22 protein-coding genes and 1 tRNA gene are annotated in these 15,799 nt (G+C 71.6%); 11 read left to right on the plus strand and 12 right to left on the minus strand.

The annotated features are described in order from the left end of the window. The first annotated feature begins 10 nt into the window (after positions 1-10). From Actkin_RS05810 to rdgB, 3 genes are read left to right on the plus strand one after another with little or no spacing between them, the layout of a single operon-like run. Entirely contained in the window at positions 11-781 is a 771-nt protein-coding gene (locus Actkin_RS05810) for an MBL fold metallo-hydrolase (protein ID WP_189212301.1), read from the plus strand. 43 nt (positions 782-824) lie between these two features. Then, positions 825-1,583 (plus strand): ribonuclease PH, encoded by a 759-nt coding sequence (gene rph / locus Actkin_RS05815; RefSeq protein ID WP_189212300.1) that lies wholly within the window; start codon positions 825-827, stop codon positions 1,581-1,583. Beyond that, entirely contained in the window at positions 1,583-2,182 is a 600-nt protein-coding gene (gene rdgB, locus Actkin_RS05820; RefSeq protein WP_258906262.1) for an RdgB/HAM1 family non-canonical purine NTP pyrophosphatase, read from the plus strand. The genes rph and rdgB overlap by 1 nt, the downstream gene beginning before the upstream one ends. Positions 2,183-2,600: 418 nt before the next feature. Here rdgB and Actkin_RS05825 read toward each other — a convergent pair whose 3' ends face one another. The 5 genes from Actkin_RS05825 to Actkin_RS05845 form a co-directional block, all read right to left on the minus strand. Then, positions 2,601-3,428 carry a serine hydrolase gene (locus Actkin_RS05825; protein WP_258906263.1) on the minus strand — a complete coding sequence of 276 codons (828 nt, stop codon included), beginning with the start codon at positions 3,426-3,428 and terminating at the stop codon, positions 2,601-2,603. Positions 3,429-3,458: 30 nt separating this feature from the next. Next, on the minus strand, positions 3,459-4,274 hold the full coding sequence (locus Actkin_RS05830; RefSeq protein WP_258906264.1) for a serine hydrolase family protein: 816 nt from the start codon (positions 4,272-4,274) through the stop codon (positions 3,459-3,461). Positions 4,275-4,353: 79 nt separating this feature from the next. After that, on the minus strand, positions 4,354-4,821 hold the full coding sequence (gene bcp, locus Actkin_RS05835; RefSeq protein ID WP_258906265.1) for a thioredoxin-dependent thiol peroxidase: 468 nt from the start codon (positions 4,819-4,821) through the stop codon (positions 4,354-4,356). Between the two features lie 21 nt (positions 4,822-4,842). Then, on the minus strand, positions 4,843-5,367 hold the full coding sequence (locus tag Actkin_RS05840; protein ID WP_189212295.1) for a hypothetical protein: 525 nt from the start codon (positions 5,365-5,367) through the stop codon (positions 4,843-4,845). Positions 5,368-5,514: 147 nt separating this feature from the next. After that, positions 5,515-5,697, minus strand: coding sequence for a hypothetical protein (locus tag Actkin_RS05845; RefSeq protein WP_189212294.1), 183 nt, complete (start codon positions 5,695-5,697; stop codon positions 5,515-5,517). 127 nt (positions 5,698-5,824) lie between these two features. Here Actkin_RS05845 and Actkin_RS05850 point away from each other — a divergent pair, with 127 nt between their 5' ends. Continuing rightward, complete coding sequence (locus tag Actkin_RS05850) at positions 5,825-6,904, plus strand: serine hydrolase domain-containing protein (RefSeq protein WP_258906267.1); 1,080 nt, start codon at positions 5,825-5,827, stop codon at positions 6,902-6,904. 94 nt (positions 6,905-6,998) lie between these two features. Continuing rightward, on the plus strand, positions 6,999-7,355 hold the full coding sequence (locus Actkin_RS05855; RefSeq protein WP_258906268.1) for a hypothetical protein: 357 nt from the start codon (positions 6,999-7,001) through the stop codon (positions 7,353-7,355). Here Actkin_RS05855 and Actkin_RS05860 read toward each other — a convergent pair. Then, entirely contained in the window at positions 7,339-7,896 is a 558-nt protein-coding gene (locus Actkin_RS05860) for a TetR/AcrR family transcriptional regulator (protein ID WP_189212291.1), read from the minus strand. The two genes, Actkin_RS05855 and Actkin_RS05860, sit on opposite strands and share 17 nt — an antisense overlap. A 72-nt stretch (positions 7,897-7,968) precedes the next feature. Here Actkin_RS05860 and Actkin_RS05865 point away from each other — a divergent pair, with 72 nt between their 5' ends. Together Actkin_RS05865 and Actkin_RS05870 are read left to right on the plus strand one after the other, a co-directional pair. Next, the gene (locus Actkin_RS05865) at positions 7,969-8,349 is read left to right on the plus strand and encodes a DUF6463 family protein (protein ID WP_258906269.1); all 381 of its coding nucleotides are present in this window, start codon (positions 7,969-7,971) and stop codon (positions 8,347-8,349) included. Beyond that, positions 8,346-8,747: a hypothetical protein gene (locus Actkin_RS05870; protein ID WP_258906270.1), complete on the plus strand. Its 402-nt coding sequence runs from the start codon at positions 8,346-8,348 to the stop codon at positions 8,745-8,747. Before Actkin_RS05865 ends, Actkin_RS05870 begins: the two co-directional genes overlap by 4 nt. A 55-nt stretch (positions 8,748-8,802) precedes the next feature. Here Actkin_RS05870 and Actkin_RS05875 read toward each other — a convergent pair whose 3' ends face one another. Together Actkin_RS05875 and Actkin_RS05880 are read right to left on the minus strand one after the other, a co-directional pair. Further along, positions 8,803-9,048, minus strand: coding sequence for a hypothetical protein (locus Actkin_RS05875; protein WP_258906272.1), 246 nt, complete (start codon positions 9,046-9,048; stop codon positions 8,803-8,805). A gap of 89 nt (positions 9,049-9,137) precedes the next feature. Further along, a tRNA-Leu gene (locus Actkin_RS05880) sits at positions 9,138-9,211 on the minus strand. 108 nt (positions 9,212-9,319) lie between these two features. Here Actkin_RS05880 and Actkin_RS05885 point away from each other — a divergent pair. Next, entirely contained in the window at positions 9,320-9,541 is a 222-nt protein-coding gene (locus Actkin_RS05885) for a DUF3618 domain-containing protein (RefSeq protein ID WP_189212288.1), read from the plus strand. Here Actkin_RS05885 and Actkin_RS05890 read toward each other — a convergent pair. Further along, a complete protein-coding gene (locus Actkin_RS05890) occupies positions 9,538-9,876 on the minus strand; it encodes a lipocalin/fatty acid-binding family protein (RefSeq protein WP_258906274.1) in 339 nt (112 codons plus the stop codon). The genes Actkin_RS05885 and Actkin_RS05890 overlap by 4 nt on opposite strands. Before the next feature lie 102 nt (positions 9,877-9,978). Next, complete coding sequence (locus Actkin_RS05895; protein ID WP_308425913.1) at positions 9,979-10,605, minus strand: TetR/AcrR family transcriptional regulator; 627 nt, start codon at positions 10,603-10,605, stop codon at positions 9,979-9,981. A 77-nt stretch (positions 10,606-10,682) separates the two neighbouring features. Between Actkin_RS05895 and Actkin_RS05900 the strand changes: the two genes are divergently transcribed. The 3 genes from Actkin_RS05900 to Actkin_RS05910 all read left to right on the plus strand — a co-directional run bounded on the left by Actkin_RS05900 (position 10,683) and on the right by Actkin_RS05910 (position 14,778). After that, positions 10,683-12,191, plus strand: a complete 1,509-nt coding sequence (locus Actkin_RS05900; RefSeq protein ID WP_258906276.1) for a flavin-containing monooxygenase — start codon at positions 10,683-10,685, stop codon at positions 12,189-12,191. Between the two features lie 144 nt (positions 12,192-12,335). After that, entirely contained in the window at positions 12,336-13,214 is an 879-nt protein-coding gene (locus Actkin_RS05905) for an SDR family NAD(P)-dependent oxidoreductase (RefSeq protein ID WP_189212285.1), read from the plus strand. A gap of 325 nt (positions 13,215-13,539) precedes the next feature. Next, positions 13,540-14,778 carry a GGDEF domain-containing protein gene (locus Actkin_RS05910; protein WP_194510807.1) on the plus strand — a complete coding sequence of 413 codons (1,239 nt, stop codon included), beginning with the start codon at positions 13,540-13,542 and terminating at the stop codon, positions 14,776-14,778. A 69-nt stretch (positions 14,779-14,847) separates the two neighbouring features. Here the strand turns inward: Actkin_RS05910 and Actkin_RS05915 are convergent, their stop codons facing one another. After that, positions 14,848-15,369 carry a YdeI/OmpD-associated family protein gene (locus Actkin_RS05915; RefSeq protein ID WP_258906278.1) on the minus strand — a complete coding sequence of 174 codons (522 nt, stop codon included), beginning with the start codon at positions 15,367-15,369 and terminating at the stop codon, positions 14,848-14,850. After that, positions 15,366-15,758 (minus strand): VOC family protein, encoded by a 393-nt coding sequence (locus Actkin_RS05920; RefSeq protein WP_189212283.1) that lies wholly within the window; start codon positions 15,756-15,758, stop codon positions 15,366-15,368. The genes Actkin_RS05915 and Actkin_RS05920 overlap by 4 nt, the downstream gene beginning before the upstream one ends. Between the last annotated feature and the right edge of the window lie 41 nt (positions 15,759-15,799).

The raw sequence follows: 15,799 nt of genomic DNA on the forward strand, positions 1-15,799 counted from the left end.
GTCTGACCCCGTGCTGCTCACCGTCCTCGGCTGCTCCGGCTCCCTGCCCGGTCCCGACGCCCCGGCGTCCGGCTACCTGGTGGAGGCCGAGGGCTTCCTGCTCGGCATCGAACTCGGCCCCGGCACCCTCGCCGAACTGCAGTCGCGCCGCGACCCGTTCCAGCTGGACGCGCTGGCGTTCTCGCACCTGCACGCCGACCACTGCTCGGACTTCGCGTCCCTGGCCGTGCTGCGCCGCTACCACCCGGCCCCGAGCCGCGACCCGCGCGCGTTCCGGCTTCCGGTGTTCGCGCCGTCCACCGCGCCGCGCCGCCTCGCCATGGCGTACGCGACCTCGGACGAGGAACTGGCCGAGACGGACCTGTCCGACGTCTTCGAGTTCCACGCCCTGCGGCCCGGCGTGGTCGAGATCGGGCCGTTCTCCGTCGCCGTCGCGCCTGCGGCGCACCCGTGCGAGTCGTACAGCCTGGCGATCACCCACGACGGGCGGACCCTGGCGTACACCGGGGACACGGGCCCGAACCCGGCGCTCTCCGCGCTCGTGGCCGGTGTGGACGTCCTGCTCACCGAGGCGTCCTGGACCCACGCCGACGACCGCCCCGCCGACCTGCACCTGTCGGGCACCCAGGCGGGTGAACTCGCGACGGCGGCGGGCATCGGCCGGGTCCTGGTGACCCACATCCCGCCGTGGACCGACGCGGACGCGGTGATGGCGGAGGTCCACGCCGCCTACGACGGGCCTGCGGAGCGGGTCGAGCAAGGCGTGACCTACACGATCTGAGCCGTCCGGTCGGGGCCCGCAGCCGATAGCTAGGCTGGCCCGCGTGGCTCGTAGCGATGGCAGGAAAGACGACCAGCTCCGCGACATCAAGCTGACCCGCGGCTACCAGGACTGGCCCGCGGGCTCGGTGCTGGTCGAGTTCGGGCGGACCCGGGTGCTCTGCGCGGCCAGCGTCAGCGAGGGGGTGCCGCGCTGGCGCAAGGGGTCGGGCCTGGGCTGGCTGACCGCCGAGTACGCGATGCTGCCCTCGGCCACCAACACCCGCGGCGACCGCGAGTCGGTCAAGGGGCGCATCGGCGGGCGCACGCACGAGATCAGCAGGCTGATCGGCCGGTCGCTGCGGGCGTGCATCGACCTGCAGGCCATCGGCGAGAACACCATCCAGCTCGACTGCGACGTCATCCAGGCCGACGGCGGGACCCGCACTGCGGCCATCACCGGGGCGTACGTCGCGCTGGCCGACGCGGTGACCTGGCTCAACGCGGCCAACCTGCTGAAGGACCCGCAGCCGCTGAGCTGCTCGGTCGCCGCGGTGAGCGTCGGCGTGGTCGGCGGGCGCGTGCGGCTGGACCTGCCGTACGAGGAGGACGTGCGCGCCGAGGTGGACATGAACGTCGTCGCCACGGACGCGGGCACGCTGATCGAGGTGCAGGGCACCGGCGAGGGCGCCACCTTCGCCCGCTCGACCCTGGACCGCATGCTCGACGTCGCGATGGAGGGCTGCGCGGAGATCACCCGGCTGCAGGCCGAGGCGCTGGCCCTGCCGTACCCGGGCGAGCTGCCGGAACCGAAGGGCAAGTGATGACCCGCGTCCTGCTGGCGTCCCGCAACGCCAAGAAGCTCGGCGAACTGCGCCGGATCGTGGCCGCGGCCGGTCTCGACGGCCTTGAGGTCGTGGGCCTCGACGACCTCCCACCGTTCCCCGACGCCCCGGAGACGGGCGCGACGTTCGAGGAGAACGCCCTGGCCAAGGCCCGCGACGCGGTCGCGGCCACCGGCCTGCCGTCGATCGCCGACGACTCCGGCATCGCGGTCGACGCCCTCAACGGCATGCCGGGCGTGCTGTCGGCGCGGTGGTCGGGCAAGCACGGGGATGATCAGGCGAACCTGGACCTACTCCTGGGCCAGCTCTCGGATGTGCCGGATGAGCGCAGGGGAGCGGCTTTCGTGTGCACGATCGCCTTCGTGATCCCCGACGGCCCGGAGAAAGTGGTCCGCGGCGAATGGCACGGCACCCTGACCCGGGAGCCCCGCGGCACCAACGGCTTCGGCTACGACCCCATCTTCGTCCCCGACGGCGACACCCGGACCTCGGCGGAACTGACCCCGGAGGAGAAGGACGCCCGCTCCCACCGCGGCCTCGCCCTCGCCCTCCTGGTCCCCCACCTGCGCGACCTCTGATCCACCACCATGTCCCCGGCCTCGATCACCCGGTCCGACACCTCGTGATGCGGCCTCGCCCCGTTCGGCCCGGACCCCACGATCACGAAGATGATCTGATCATATGATGTCATCATGTCGAATCTCGCATGATGGCATCATCTGGAGTTCTGGATGATGAGATCATCCGAATCGGCGGCGTGACCTCGCGCGTGCACCGCGAAGACCCGGTCGGCGCTGGCAACCGGGAAGGGCGGGCCCGCCCGTAGGGGTTGCCGAGCCCGGTGGGCGATCGTTCCGCCGGTCCTCGCCAGGTCAGACGGGTGATTGCTCCAGATGATGACGTCATCTGAAAGTCGCGGCGCGCGCTCGACTCGGATGATCAGATCATATGTTCGGATCATGAAGGCAAGTCAGATGATCTGATCATCTGAGTGTGTCAGGGCAGGTGGGGGGCGAGGGCAGTGGCGCCTGCGGTCGCGGCGGTTGTGGCGGTGCGGAACGGGGTGCCTGGTGGGTGTGAGGTGAGTAGGACGACCACGTAGCGGTCGCCCACGATGCCTGTGGTGTGGGCCGTGGTCGCCTGGGCGGACGTACCCCACGCCTGCTTCACCGCCCACGGGCCGGGGAACGCGGACGGGATGCCGAAGTGCTGGTCGAACCCGTCCGCCGCCGTGCGCGGGGCGTTCAGGAGTGGGGTGAGGAGGGTGGGCATGTCGGTCAGCAGGTACCGGTACACCGTCACCAGGTCCTCCGCGCTGAGCAGGACGTTGCCCCACCGGCCCCAGATGTCCGGTGGGCCGACGCCCGCGATCCCCAGCGACGCGGCCACCCGTCCCGGCAGTGCGTCGCCGCCCAGTTCACCCCACAACAGGCTGGCGACGCGGTCGTCGCTGTCCCGCAGCATCCGCGTGACGCGAGCCCAGGCCGTTCCCGCCCGGGTGGCCGCGATGCCCACCAGCAGCTTCACCAGCGACGCCGACTGGTACCGGGTCGACGGCTCGACCGCGACCATCCTGCTCTCCGTCGCGCTGTCCCACACCAGCAGCCCGACATCGGCCCCCGGTGACACCGCGCGCACCGCCGAGACGACCGTGGCCGCGGTGTCGGCGGGCAGCGCGGCCGCCTCGGGCGCGGCCTGTGGCGGCGCCGCCGGGGCCCCGACGGACGTCTGCGCCGAGCACGTCTCCGGGAGTGCCGCCGTGGTCACCGTCAGCACCAGGACCGCGACCACCGTGGCGGCCAACGCGGTCCGCAATCCCGACATGCCCACATCATGCGCCCACGACGCTGAGAATCAGGTGAGAATCCCGTTCAGCACCCGCGCCCCCGCGGTCACCGAGTCCGCCGCGGTGCGCAGGCGGATGGGGCGGGGGTGCTCGGTCAGCAGGATCACCGCGTAGCGGCCGTTCACCAGGCCCGTCGAGTGCAGGGACAGGTCGTGGGGACTGTCGGACCAGCCCTGTTTCACCGCCCACCGCGCGGAGATCCCGTCGGGGATGCCGAAGTGCTGGTCGAACCCGTCCGCCGCCAGGCGGGGCGCGGAGGCCAGGGCGTCCAGGATGAGGGAGCGGTCGGCGGCGGGCAGGGTGAGCACGTGGTCGTAGATCCGCACGAGGTCGCTGGGCGTCATCATCACGTCACCCCAACGGTTCGGCAGCGCGGGCGGGCGGGTTCCGGTGAGGCGCAACCGCTGCGCCGACGCCGTGATCATGGCCGAGCCGCCCAGCCGCACCCACAAGGCGTTGGCCACCTGGTCGTCGGAGTGGCTCAGCATTCTCCAGACCGACGCGCGGTCAACCGTGCCGCCGCGCAACGCCTCCAGGGCCATGAGCAGTTTGGACAGTGACGCCGACCGGAACGGCCGGTCGGCGTTGGCCGAGACGAGGGCGGTGTGCTCCCGCAGATCCACGACGAGCACGCCCACCTCGGTGTCCGGTCTGGACTCCCGGCGCACGGCCGCGGTCACCTCGGCGGCCACGTCCAGGTCAACCTCAGGCGCGGTCGACGTCTGCGTCAGCGGAAGGGCGATCGGAACCGGCGGCGCGGCAAGGGGAATCGGCTGGGCGCACGCGGAAAGCAGCAGCAGGGCAAGCAGTGCGAGACAGCGCATGCCCTGAACACGCAGCCGTCCCAGCGGAATGTTGCCCGGCTACCCGGGCAACTTTTCCGCCCCGTGCCCCGTAGCGGGGTCAGACCCCGAGGTCGCGACGCAGCTTCGCCACGTGCCCGGTGGCCTTCACGTTGTACTGCGCCAGCGAGATCACACCCTCGGGATCGACGACGAACGTCGACCGGATCACGCCCGTCACCGTCTTGCCGTACATCTGCTTCTCGCCGAACGCGCCCCACCGCTTCATCACGGTGCGCTCGCTGTCGGACAGCATCGGGAACGTCAGCGACTCCGCCGCGACCCACTTGGCCAGCTTCGCCTGGCTGTCGGGGGAGATGCCGAGCACGGCGTACCCGGCCGAGGCCAGCTCGCCCAGGTTGTCGCGGAAGTCGCAGGCCTGCTTCGCGCAGCCGGGGGTTGCCGCGGCCGGGTAGAAGTAGACGATCACCGATCGGCCGCGGAAGTCGGACAGCGACACCGGTTTGCCGGTGCTGTCGGGCAGGGTGAACTCGGGGGCGGGGTCGCCCACGCTCAAGCGCTCAGTCATGGGACAGACGCTATAGCCCGCTCACACCTCGCCGTCGAAGACGGTGACCGCGACGGCGGCCGCCGGGTCCGGCTTGGCCACCACGCGCACGTCCGCCTTCTCCGGCGGCACGGCGAAGGCCACCGAGAACCGCATGCTCTGCCCGGGCGCGATCTCCTCGGTGCCCACCAGGCCGCTGTAGCCCTGGGTGGAGTCGACGACCTGCTTGACCGCCTGCGAGTCCACGTGCGCGGTCAGCGCCAGCAGGGTCGGGCGGTACGGGGTGTCGCCGTCGTTGCGGACCGTCATCTCGAACCCGACCGCGCGCGCCGCCGCCGGGGATGCCGACGAGGTGGGGACGAACGACTTGGGGGCGGACACCGCGATCGACAGACCCCGCCCCAGCGCGGTCAGCGCGCCGCCCTGGGTCGTGGAGCCGGGCGGCTCGGCGCGTTCGACCGAGGGCGCCAGCTGCTCGGGGGGCGGCGTGCTCGATTGCGCCGCGCCGCACCCGGCGAGCGCTGCCAGGAGGGCGCAGGCGGCTGCGGCGCGCCTGGCGGTCTGCACGGTCCACTTCCTCGGTCGACGGGCGGGTACCCGTCCACGATGTCGGCTGGGGGTTGCGAACGCCCATCCCAGCGGCCGGTTGAGTCGGACCTGGAGCCAGGCTGTGGCCTGGCCGTGACCGGAGGGGCACCAACAGTGACGAGGGTCTCAGGCGGCCATGGCGAAGAACAGCACGATGACGCCCACCGCGGCCAGCCACAGCGCGATCAGCCAGCCGAAGTCCCGCCACGGCGAGATGGCCTGGTTGTCCTCGCCCGGCACGTACACCCCGCGCTCCTCGAACCGGTCCACCAGTCGGAGGAGCGCTTTCAGCGGCCTCGGCCTGCGCATGGGCCGATGGTCCCATGGCGCGGGTCGTACCCCGGGATGACGGGCCCGTCCGCCTCAAGATCGACGCGGGCGGACCCGGCCCAGGCCAGACTGGCCTCTGGCGGGAAACCGACCCGAGGGGATGGACATGGGGATCAGAAGACTGGCCGTGCTCGGCACGGCCGTGGTCATGGGGCTCACCGCGACGGTGACCACGGCGTCGGCCGACACCGGCGGCGACGTCGACCCGGCGGTGGTGCAGGCGGCGCTGGACCGGATGGCCAAGGACGGCGTCCAGGGCGTGCAGGTGCGCATCGTCGACGACGGGGAGACCCTGGTGCTGCGCAGCGGGACGGCGCGGCTGAACAGCCAGCGGCCGGTGCCGCTCGACGGGCGGTTCCGGGTGGGCAGCGTGACCAAGACGTTCGTCTCGACGGTCGTGCTGCAGCTCGTCGACGAGGGCAAGGTGGGCCTGGACGAGCCGGTGACGCGCTACCTGCCGGGCCTGGTCGACGACCGGATCACCGTGCGGATGATGCTCCAGCACACCAGCGGCCTGTTCAACTACACGAACGCGCTGCTGCGGGACCCGGAGAGCTTCGTGCGCGAGCGGTTCCGGCACTACTCGGCCGAGCAGCTGCTGGAGATCGGCACCTCCCGGCCGCTGGACTTCGAGCCGGGGACGGACTGGTCGTACTCCAACACCAACTACATCCTGGCGGGCATGCTGATCGAGGAGGTCAGCGGGCAGTCGTGGGAGCGCGCGGTCGAGCGCCGGATCCTGCGGCCGCTGGGCCTGCGCGACACCCGCACCGGCGGCATCGTCCCGCAGGGCCCGCACGCCCACGGGTACATGACCGCATGGGGCAAGCCGGTCGACGTCACCGCGATGAACTCCTCGGTCGCGGGCGCGGCGGGCGCGATGATCTCCACCACGGCCGACCTCGACCGCTTCCTGGACGCGCTGCTGTCCGGTGAGCTGCTGCCCGCGTCCCTGCTGGCGCAGATGCGGACCACGGTCGACGACTACGGCCTGGGCCTGGGCCGCAGCGAGCTGCCCTGCGGCACGGTGGCCTGGGGCCACGACGGCGGCATCCCCGGGTACGTGACGGTCACCATGAGCACGGCCGACACGAGCACCCGCATGATCATGTCGGTGACCTCCGCGCCGACGCCCGGCGCGGCGGACGGGCTCACCGACGTCCTCGCCGAGGTGTTCTGCTCGTAATCGTCGACACGGAAGGGGGCTCACCTGCCGGGTGGGCCCCCTTTCGCGATATTCGGTTGAGGCGGGGACCGGGGGTGGGCGACCGTGATCGGCCATGAGCCACGGCCACGAGGTCATCCGCGACTCCGACAACGCCCTGCTCGGCTACGTCCGGCAGGCAGGCGAGGACACCTGGTCCCCGCGCACCGTGTTCGGCCATCCGCTGGGCCCGGACGCCGACTTCCACGAGGCGTGGGAGACCGTCGAGCGGCGCGGACTGGCGTGCCTGGCCGACCGCTGGTGGTTCCGCGACGCCGACGGCGAGTGGTACGCGTGCGTCATCCAGGAGGCGACCGCGGACCGCGTGCGGGTGAGCATCGTCGACCTCGGCCACCCGGAGGTGTACGGGTCGCGCACGATCGAGAAGCCGACCGAGGCGACGCTGCGGTCCGAGGTCAGCGGTCCGGGCTGAGGAGGAGTGCGGCGGCGCGGGCCTTGACCTGGTCGCGGGTGTGGGCGGGGTGGTCGGCGGCGAGGAAGTGGCTGCCGATCGCCATGCAGAACGCGAGCAGGCTGCGGGCCTCCACCTCCTCCGGGTCGGCGCAGAAGGCGCTGATCGCGTCGCGGAGGAGCCCCATGCGCCGGTTGTCCACCCGGCGCAGGCGTTCGGCGACCTGGTGGTCGCGGCGCGCCCAGTCGCGGACGGCGAGGTCGATGGGGAGCAGGCGGTCGCCGGAGAAGGTGAGCCGCCCGGCGAGGCGGACCCGGTCCATCGGGTCGTCGCTCTCCCGCTCGACGCGGGCGATGACGTCGTCGACGCTCTCGCGCTCCCAGGTGTCCAGCATCTCGGTCAGCAGTTCGCCGCGGTCGGCGAAGTAGCCGTAGAACCCGCCCTTGGTCACCCCGAGCGCCTTGGCCAGCGCCTCCACGCGCACGGCGTCCACCCCGCCAGCGGCCAGCGCCCGCAACCCCGCCTCGACCCACTTCTCCCGCGGCGTCCGCAGCGCTCCCATGTGCCCTCCGGTGTTGTACGGGTGCGTATATGCTGGGGTTATACGTAACCGTATAACAGGGGGAGTTCCGCGATGGTGAAGTGGGCCGGTGGGCTGATCGCGCTGTGCGGTCTGGGGCACTCGGTGGGCGCCTTGGTGCAGACGGCCCCGCACCACGCCGCGAGCTGGCTCGACTGGGCACTGTGGGCCACCCCGAACACCGACCCCGTCGCGATGACCCCCACCACGGGCGCGTTCTGGTACACGTTCTACAGCTTCGGCCTGCCGCTCCTCCTGGTCGGCGCGATCGTCCTGTGGATGGGCGTCCGGGGCATCACACCCCCAGGGTTCATCGCGTGGGGCCTCGCGGCGTGGACGACCGTCGGCGCCGTCCTCTCCGGCCCCTCACCCCTGCTGCTACTCCTGATCGCGGCCGTCCTGCTCCTGGTCCGGCGACCTAGGGCGAGCCGGTGACGGCTGACGAACTCGACTGGGGCGGCCAGCGCGGCGGCGACCCGACGGCCGCCGAACTGGCCTTCATGACGGCGTTGGCCGCGCTGGTGCCGGGCCTTGACTACTGGCTGCACGCCGACGACGACGGCACGCCCTGGCTCCTGGTCTCCCTGGACATCGTCGAGGGCGACTCCATCCGGGACACCCTGCGCCTGGACTTCGACGAGCGCGGCATACGCGGCGGATGGAGCCCGGCCTGCCTCAACTGGGACGACGGGATGCGGGCCGAGGACGCCCTGATCGAGTTGTCCGCCCCCGACTCCCTGGTCCACCCGGCGGGGGAGTCCTCGATCGATGACCTCGCCCGCCGGGCCGCTGAGTGGTTCGTGGCGCCGAAGCGGCGGCGGTTCGCCTCGTGAGGCGGGTCGGAGAGCGTCATCCATCGCTGGCTCTTCGCCGAGGGCGGACACCAGTTCAGGCAGGTCGATGAAGACGAGCGGTCCTAGCCACGGCCGTGAACGTGATCGCCCGGGGCTCGGCGACCGCGACGAGTGGCTGGCGGCGGTCGCCGACCACGGCGACCGACCTGTCATCGAAGGTGATCACGCCCTGGTGGAAGCTGGGCGTGACATCGTCGGTCAGTCGGAACTCCCGCACCGAGCCCCCGGTGCTGCGGGCGACCCGATAACAGACGGCCTTGGATCGCCGAACGTCGAGCACGGCGGACCCTATCGCTCCACGACGGACGCGCCTCACGGTGAGGGGCGGGCCACGCCCGAGCCGGTCGGGTTCTCACGCTGGCGGAGTTGTGGGGCCGGAGAGACTCGAACTCTCACTGGCACGGACCTAAACCGTGTGCCTCTGCCAATTGGGCTACGGCCCCGAGTGGTAGCCCGGACAGCCTACTTGCCTGGCCCATGCGGAAGAGACGGCACCGGGTGATCTACCGTGTGTCCATCCGGGGTCACCGGTACCCCGGCGAGGAGGAAACGTGGCCCGCGATCCCGAGACCATCCAGCGCGAGATCGAGCAGGCGCGCGACGCGCTCGCGGTCACCCTTGACCGGCTGGGCGAGAAGGCCAGCCCGAAGCGGCTGGTGGACAACGCCAAGGCCAGCGCCCGGTCCACGCTCGACGACCCCAAGGTCCGTTACGCGCTCATCGGGGTCGGTGTGGTGGTCGGGCTGCTGGTGGTCCGCGGGCTGTTCCGCTAGGAGCCGGTCGCCGCCTCCCGGACGGGCGCGGCGGCGCGCGGGCGCGGGGCGGGGTCGGCGGGCTTCGGGCCCGTCGCGGGCTCCGGATCGGCATCCGGCCTGCCCAGCCGCGCGGCCAGGTAGGCCGAGGTGAACTGGTAGGCGTCGCCCTCCAGCGTGTGGACCACGGTCCGGACGTCGTCACCGGGGACCAGTTCCTCGACCAGCTGGTCGGCCGCGTCCCGCGCGGCGATGAGGCCGGGGGCGGTGGCGGTCCGGGACTCGCCCGCCGCGGTGACCTCGACGGTCCAATCGTCGCCGTCGGGGGTGTAGTTGGCCAGGATGGGCTCGAACATCGCGCACCTCGAATCTCGCGTCCTAAGACGCACTTAACCCAATCGGCTACAAGCGCGCCCGCTGAACTGCGCAACTTCCTCGCCCGGAATCGGTTCCGGGCCTCACTCAGCCGGGTGAGCGCGCTCGATCAGGCCACGCAAACCGTGCCAAAGGGACGTCATCAGGTAGTCGGCGGCCTCCTCGGCGCCCACCTCGTCCTGGGCGACGTACCACAGCGACAGCCGCTCGCACGCGCCCACGACCACCTGCGCGGCGGCCTCCAGCATCGTCTGCGGCGCGTCGGGCACGAACGCGCGGAACAGCGCCACGTCGATCGCGGCCTGCTCCTGCCGCCCGGCCTCGATCTCGGCGGCGGCGACCGGGCCGGCGGCCGCGGTGTCGCCGCTGAGCATGAGCGACCAGGCCCTGCGGTGGGAGTCGGCGAAGGCGAAGAAGGCCCCGACGCCGCGGCGCAGCGCCTCCTCGGGCGTGGTCGCGCCGACCACCGCCGCGGTCGTGGCCTGCGCCAGCTCCTCGCGCGCTGCCCGGATGCAGGCGACGAGCAGGCCCTCCTTGGAGCCGAAGTACTCGTAGATCATCGGCTTGGACACCCCGCACCGCTCGGCGATCTCGTCGACCGAGGTCGCCAGGTAGCCGCGCTCGCTGAAGATCTCCTCGGCGACCGCCATCATCTGCCGCTCGCGCTCGGCGCGCGGCATGCGCTTGCGGGGCTGGTCGGTGGTGGTCACGAGATTGACTCTACCCGAAGTAACCTACTCCCAGTAAGCTGGACCGCGAGTAACAGTCAGCGAGGGAGGATCGGCGCATGGGCAAGGTCATCCACACCGGTGTGGTGGTCGTCGGGACCGGGTTCTCCGGCATGGGCATGGCGATCCAGCTCCGCCGCGAGGGCCGCGACGACTTCGTCGTGCTGGAGAAGGCTGCCGACTTCGGCGGCACCTGGCGGGACAACACCTACCCCGGCTGCGCCTGCGACATCCAGTCGCACATGTACTCCTTCTCCTTCGAGCAGAAGTCCGACTGGTCGCGCTCCTTCGCCCCGCAGCCGGAGATCTGGGCGTACATGCGCGAGGTCGCCGACAAGTGGGGCCTGCGCCGCCACACCCGCTTCCACTGCGAGGTCGCGGGCGCCCGGTGGGACGCCGACGAGGCGCGCTGGCACGTGGCCACCAAGACCGGCGACACCTACGTCGCCCAGTACGTCGTCGCGGGCGTCGGCGCATTGCACATCCCGTCGGTGCCCGAGCTGCCCGGGATCGAGAACTTCCAGGGCAAGGCGTTCCACTCCGCCGACTGGGACCACGACCACGACCTGACCGGCAGGCGCGTCGCCGTCATCGGCACCGGGGCCAGCGCGATCCAGTTCGTCCCGCGGATCGCCAAGCAGGTCGAGCACGTGACGCTGTTCCAGCGGACCGCTCCCTGGGTCATGCCCAAGCCCGACCACGCTATGCCCGCGTGGACGCAGAAGGCGTTCGCCACCATCCCCGGCACGCAGCGCGCGTACCGGGCGTTCCTGTACTGGCTCAACGAGGTCCGCGCCGTCGGCTTCAACGGCAACCTCGGCCTGCTCAAGGCCGCCTCCAAGCTCGCGGCCTGGAACATCAAGCGCTCGGTGAAGGACCCGGAGATGGTCCGCAAGCTCACCCCGGACTACGTGCTGGGCTGCAAGCGCGTGCTCATCTCCAACGACTACTACCCGACGTTCAACCGCCCCAACGTCGACCTCGACACCTCCGGGGTCGCCGAGGTGCGGGCCAACTCGATCGTGACCAAGGACGGCCGCGAGATCGAGGTCGACACGATCATCTACGGCACCGGCTTCCACGTCACCGACGCCTTCGACTACCTCGACATCACCGGCCGCGACGGGCGGGACCTGGCCAAGACCTGGCGCGAGCACGGGATCAACACCTACAAGGGGATCACCGTCAACGGCTTCCCCAACCTGTTCTTCCTGCTCGGCCCGAACACCGGCCTCGGCCACAACTCGGTGGTCTTCATGATCGAGTCCCAGATCCGCTACGTGGCCGACGCGATGCGCATGGTCGAGCGGCACGGCGGCGACTCCATCGAGGTCCGCCGCGGCGCGCAGGAGCGGTTCAACGCCGAGATCCAGCGCAAGCTCGCCGACGGCGTGTGGACGCAGGGCGGCTGCACCAGCTGGTACCTGGACTCCCAGGGCGTCAACCGGACCATCTGGCCCGGCTTCACCTGGCGTTACTGGCTGCAGACCCGGCGCGTGGACCCGTCGGCGTACGAGGTCGTCGCCCGGCGGCGGGACACGGTGGGGGCGGGCAGTTCAGCCCGGTAGTTCAGCCCAGCCGAACCGATTCACCGGCTTCACCGCCGGATTCGCCCGTTCGCCGTCTGGACAGGCCACGACCCCTTCCCGCCCCGGACACTGGCTCGCAGCCGGTGGATTTCAGTCGGGGCCGGTTGGTTGGGGAGGAGTCACATGGACAGCACGATGGACGGCAAGGCGATCGTGGTGACCGGCGCCGGTCGCGGCCTGGGCGCGGCGTTCGCCGAGTACCTGGCCGCCTCCGGCGCGGGGGTCGTGGTCAACGACGTCGACGCCGACGTGGTCGCCGAGGTGGCGGGCCGGATCCGGACCGCGGGCGGCGCGGCGGTGCCGTGCGTGGCCTCGGTCGCCGACCCGGAGGAGGCCGAGCGCATCGTCGACACCGCGGTGCGCGAGTTCGGCGTCCTGCACGGGCTGGTGAACAACGCGGGCCTGAACTACACGGCCAAGCCGTGGGACGACGACCCGGCGCGGGCGCGGGAACTCGTCGAGGTCAACGTGCTCGGCGTGATCAACGTCGGGCTGGCCGCGGTCCGGCGGATGCGCGAGACCGGTGGCGGCTCGATCGTCAACGTCTCGTCCGGGGCGCTGATGGGCCAGCGCGGGCTGGGCGTGTACGCGGCGAGCAAGGGCGCGGTGGCGTCGCTGACCTGGTCGTGGGCGCTGGACCTCGAGGACGAGGGCATCCGCGTCAACGCGCTGTGCCCCAAGGCGTACACCAGGATGGTGTGGGACTCGCCGCGGCGCGCTGAGCTGTCGAAGCCGACCGAGACGCCGGACCGCATCGCGCCGCTGGTGCGGTTCCTGCTCTCCGACCGCGCGGCCGGGATCACCGGCCAGGTGGTGCGCTGCACCGGCACGCAGTTGCACCTGGTGGGCCACCCGTACTTCAAGGCGCCGGTGCTGCAGCGCGACGAATGGGATCTCGCCTCGGTCGAGCGGGCCTTCGCCGAGGTGCTCGGCGGCGCGCTGGAGCCCTACGGGCTGGAGCGCCGTCAGCCGCCGCCCCTGCGCGAGTGGGTACCCGCGTGAGTCCGCCCACCTTGCCGTAGGCGATCATGCACGCGAGCATCGTCTGAACGGCGCGTGCCGAGAGGGCTACGCTCCGCACGGGCGACGCGGTCGCCGGACGCGGCGCGGTCTCACCGGAGCGGAACCCGGTCACGGCTCCCGCGTCCTATCACGCGACCAGGGAGGTGGGATGGGGAACGGGACCGAAGTGGGTCTCACCAGTCGCGGCTCATCGGAGTCTCCTTCCTCACCGGTTGCTCAGGACACGTCTGGACAGGACAACGACCCGACCTCCGTCGGGGTCACCAGTCGCGGCTCATCGGGCTCACCTCCAGCCGGATCCAGTGTGGCCGACCCGCGTAAGCCCAGCTTGACGGACCTGCCGCCGTCGGCACGCGCGTACGTGCTCGCTTTCGAGGCGATCACCGTGGCGACGGCGGCGTGGGCGATGCTCACCGACGCCCCGCCGGTCACGCTGGACTGGTACCGCTTCGCCGTGCTGGTCGCGGCGGGCGCCGCGCACCGCTGGCTGTCGCGGCGCACCGAGGAGACCCGCCGCGACCAGGCGGCGGGCGGACCGCACATGGACACCAGCGTCGTGTGGATCCTGCCGGGCATGGTCCTGCTGCCCGCGTGGATGGCGGTGGCCGCGCTGATCCTGCTGCGCGTGCAGCTGTACCCGGTGGCCCGCCGCCCGCTCTACCGGTACACCTTCGGCACAGCGGGGATCCTGCTGGCCGCGCTGGCGTCCATGGCGGTGATGCGACTGGCGGGCGTCTCCGTGGACAACGCGATCGGCGTCGGCGACGGGCTGTTCCTCGCGGGCGCCGGGGTGGCGTACTTCCTGGTGAACGCCTTCGCCATCGCGGGGGTGATCGCGCTGTCGAGCGCGCACGCGACGTGGGAGGCGATCGCGGGCAGCAGGCGCGACAACCTGGGCGGCGCGGTGATGGTGTGCCTGGCCGTCATCGCGGCCCTGGCCACCGCGCACGCGTGGCTGGCCCCGCTGATCCTCGTTCCCCTGCTGGCCGCCCTGGACTGGGGCGCGCTGCAGATCGAGACCGCCCGGGGCGACGCCCGGACCGACCACAAGACCCAGCTGCTCAACAGCCTCGGCTGGCACGAGGAGGCGGGCCGCGAGGTCGACCGGGCCCGCAGGCTCTCCGGCCCGCTCGCCGTCGCGGTGATCGACCTCGACCACTTCAAGCAGGTCAACGACACCTGGGGCCACCCGGCCGGGGACGCTGTGCTGCGCGCGGTCGGCGCGGTCCTGCGCGAGACGACCCGCCACGGCGACCTGGTGGGCCGCTTCGGCGGCGAGGAGTTCGTGCTCCTGCTGCCCGACACCGACGCCGCCGCCGCCATGTCCGTTGCCGAACGCGTGCGGCGCGGCATCGCCGACCTGCACGTCCCGGCGACCGACAAGCGCGGCAGACCGGTCACCATCGGCGGCCGCACGACCTCCATCGGGATCGCCGCGGGGTCAGGGCCGGCGACGGATTTGGACGCGTTGTTGAGGGCTGCGGACGCGGCGTTGTACGAGGCGAAGCAGCAGGGGCGCGACCGTATCCGGGTGGCCGGTTAGTCCTCGCGGCTCTGGAAGTCGTGCGGGTCCGGGCGACATGCCCTCTGCGTCTGCGGCCCGCCGTGGCGGTTATCGGGTTGCGGTCGATCGGGACCTCGGGTGGTTGGCGCGGATGTTCTCCTCGGCCAGGTCGACCGTCTGAATCAGTCTGCGCCTGCGGGTCTCGGGGCGTTTGGCGGTGGCGATCCATTCCAGGATCAGGCGCTTGGACGACGGGGGGAAGCGGTCGAAGTTGGCGCGGGCGGTGGTGTTGCGGTCGAGGAGTGCGCGCAGGTCGTCGGGGACGATCTCGCCGACCTCCCACATGCCGGTCGCCTTGGCCGTGTCGATGAGGACCTGGCCGCGCGGGGTCATCAGGCCTGCGGCGGTCATGCGCTCGGCGCGGTCGCGGTTGAGCCTGCTCCAGCCGCTGCCGGGGTTGCGGGGGGTGAAGCGGAGGCGGGAGCCCGCGGCCTGGCTGTCGATCCAGCCGAAGCACAGGGCGTGCTCGACGGCCACCGCGTACGGGAGGTCGGGGTGGATGTCCAGCCACACCTCGGTTTCCGACTCGCCGTGCTCGGCCAGCCAGGTGCGCCATTCGGTGACGTTCACGCGCCCAGCACCTCCAGGTAGTGCTTGTTGAACATGACGCCGAGGACGTTCCCGAACGGGTCCGTCACCGACGCGGTGACGAAACCGGGGCCGTGCTCGGTCGGGGGCAGGTGCTGGGTGGCGCCCAGCGACAGCAGCCGCTCGAAGGCGGCGTGGACGTCGTCGACGGCCCAGTAGATCATCGCCCCGCCCGGCGGCGGGGAGGCGAACCGGCGCGAGAGGATGCCGAGTTCGTGCTGGTAGTCGCCGATGCGGAACTCGATGTAGGCGGGCGAGCCGTCCACGTCGCGGGAGAAGTACGGCTCGACGCCGAGCACGGTGGCGTACCAGTCGGCGGCGGCGCTGACGTCGTCGGCGAAGTAGTTGACGGTGGTGAGTCCTCGAAGCATGGGACCAGCATCGCGCCTAAAGTGCTCACCAACTGAGCACT

The sequence above is a fragment of the Actinokineospora sp. UTMC 2448 genome, from assembly GCF_024760565.1.
In the GTDB taxonomy this organism is placed as follows: domain Bacteria; phylum Actinomycetota; class Actinomycetes; order Mycobacteriales; family Pseudonocardiaceae; genus Actinokineospora; species Actinokineospora fastidiosa.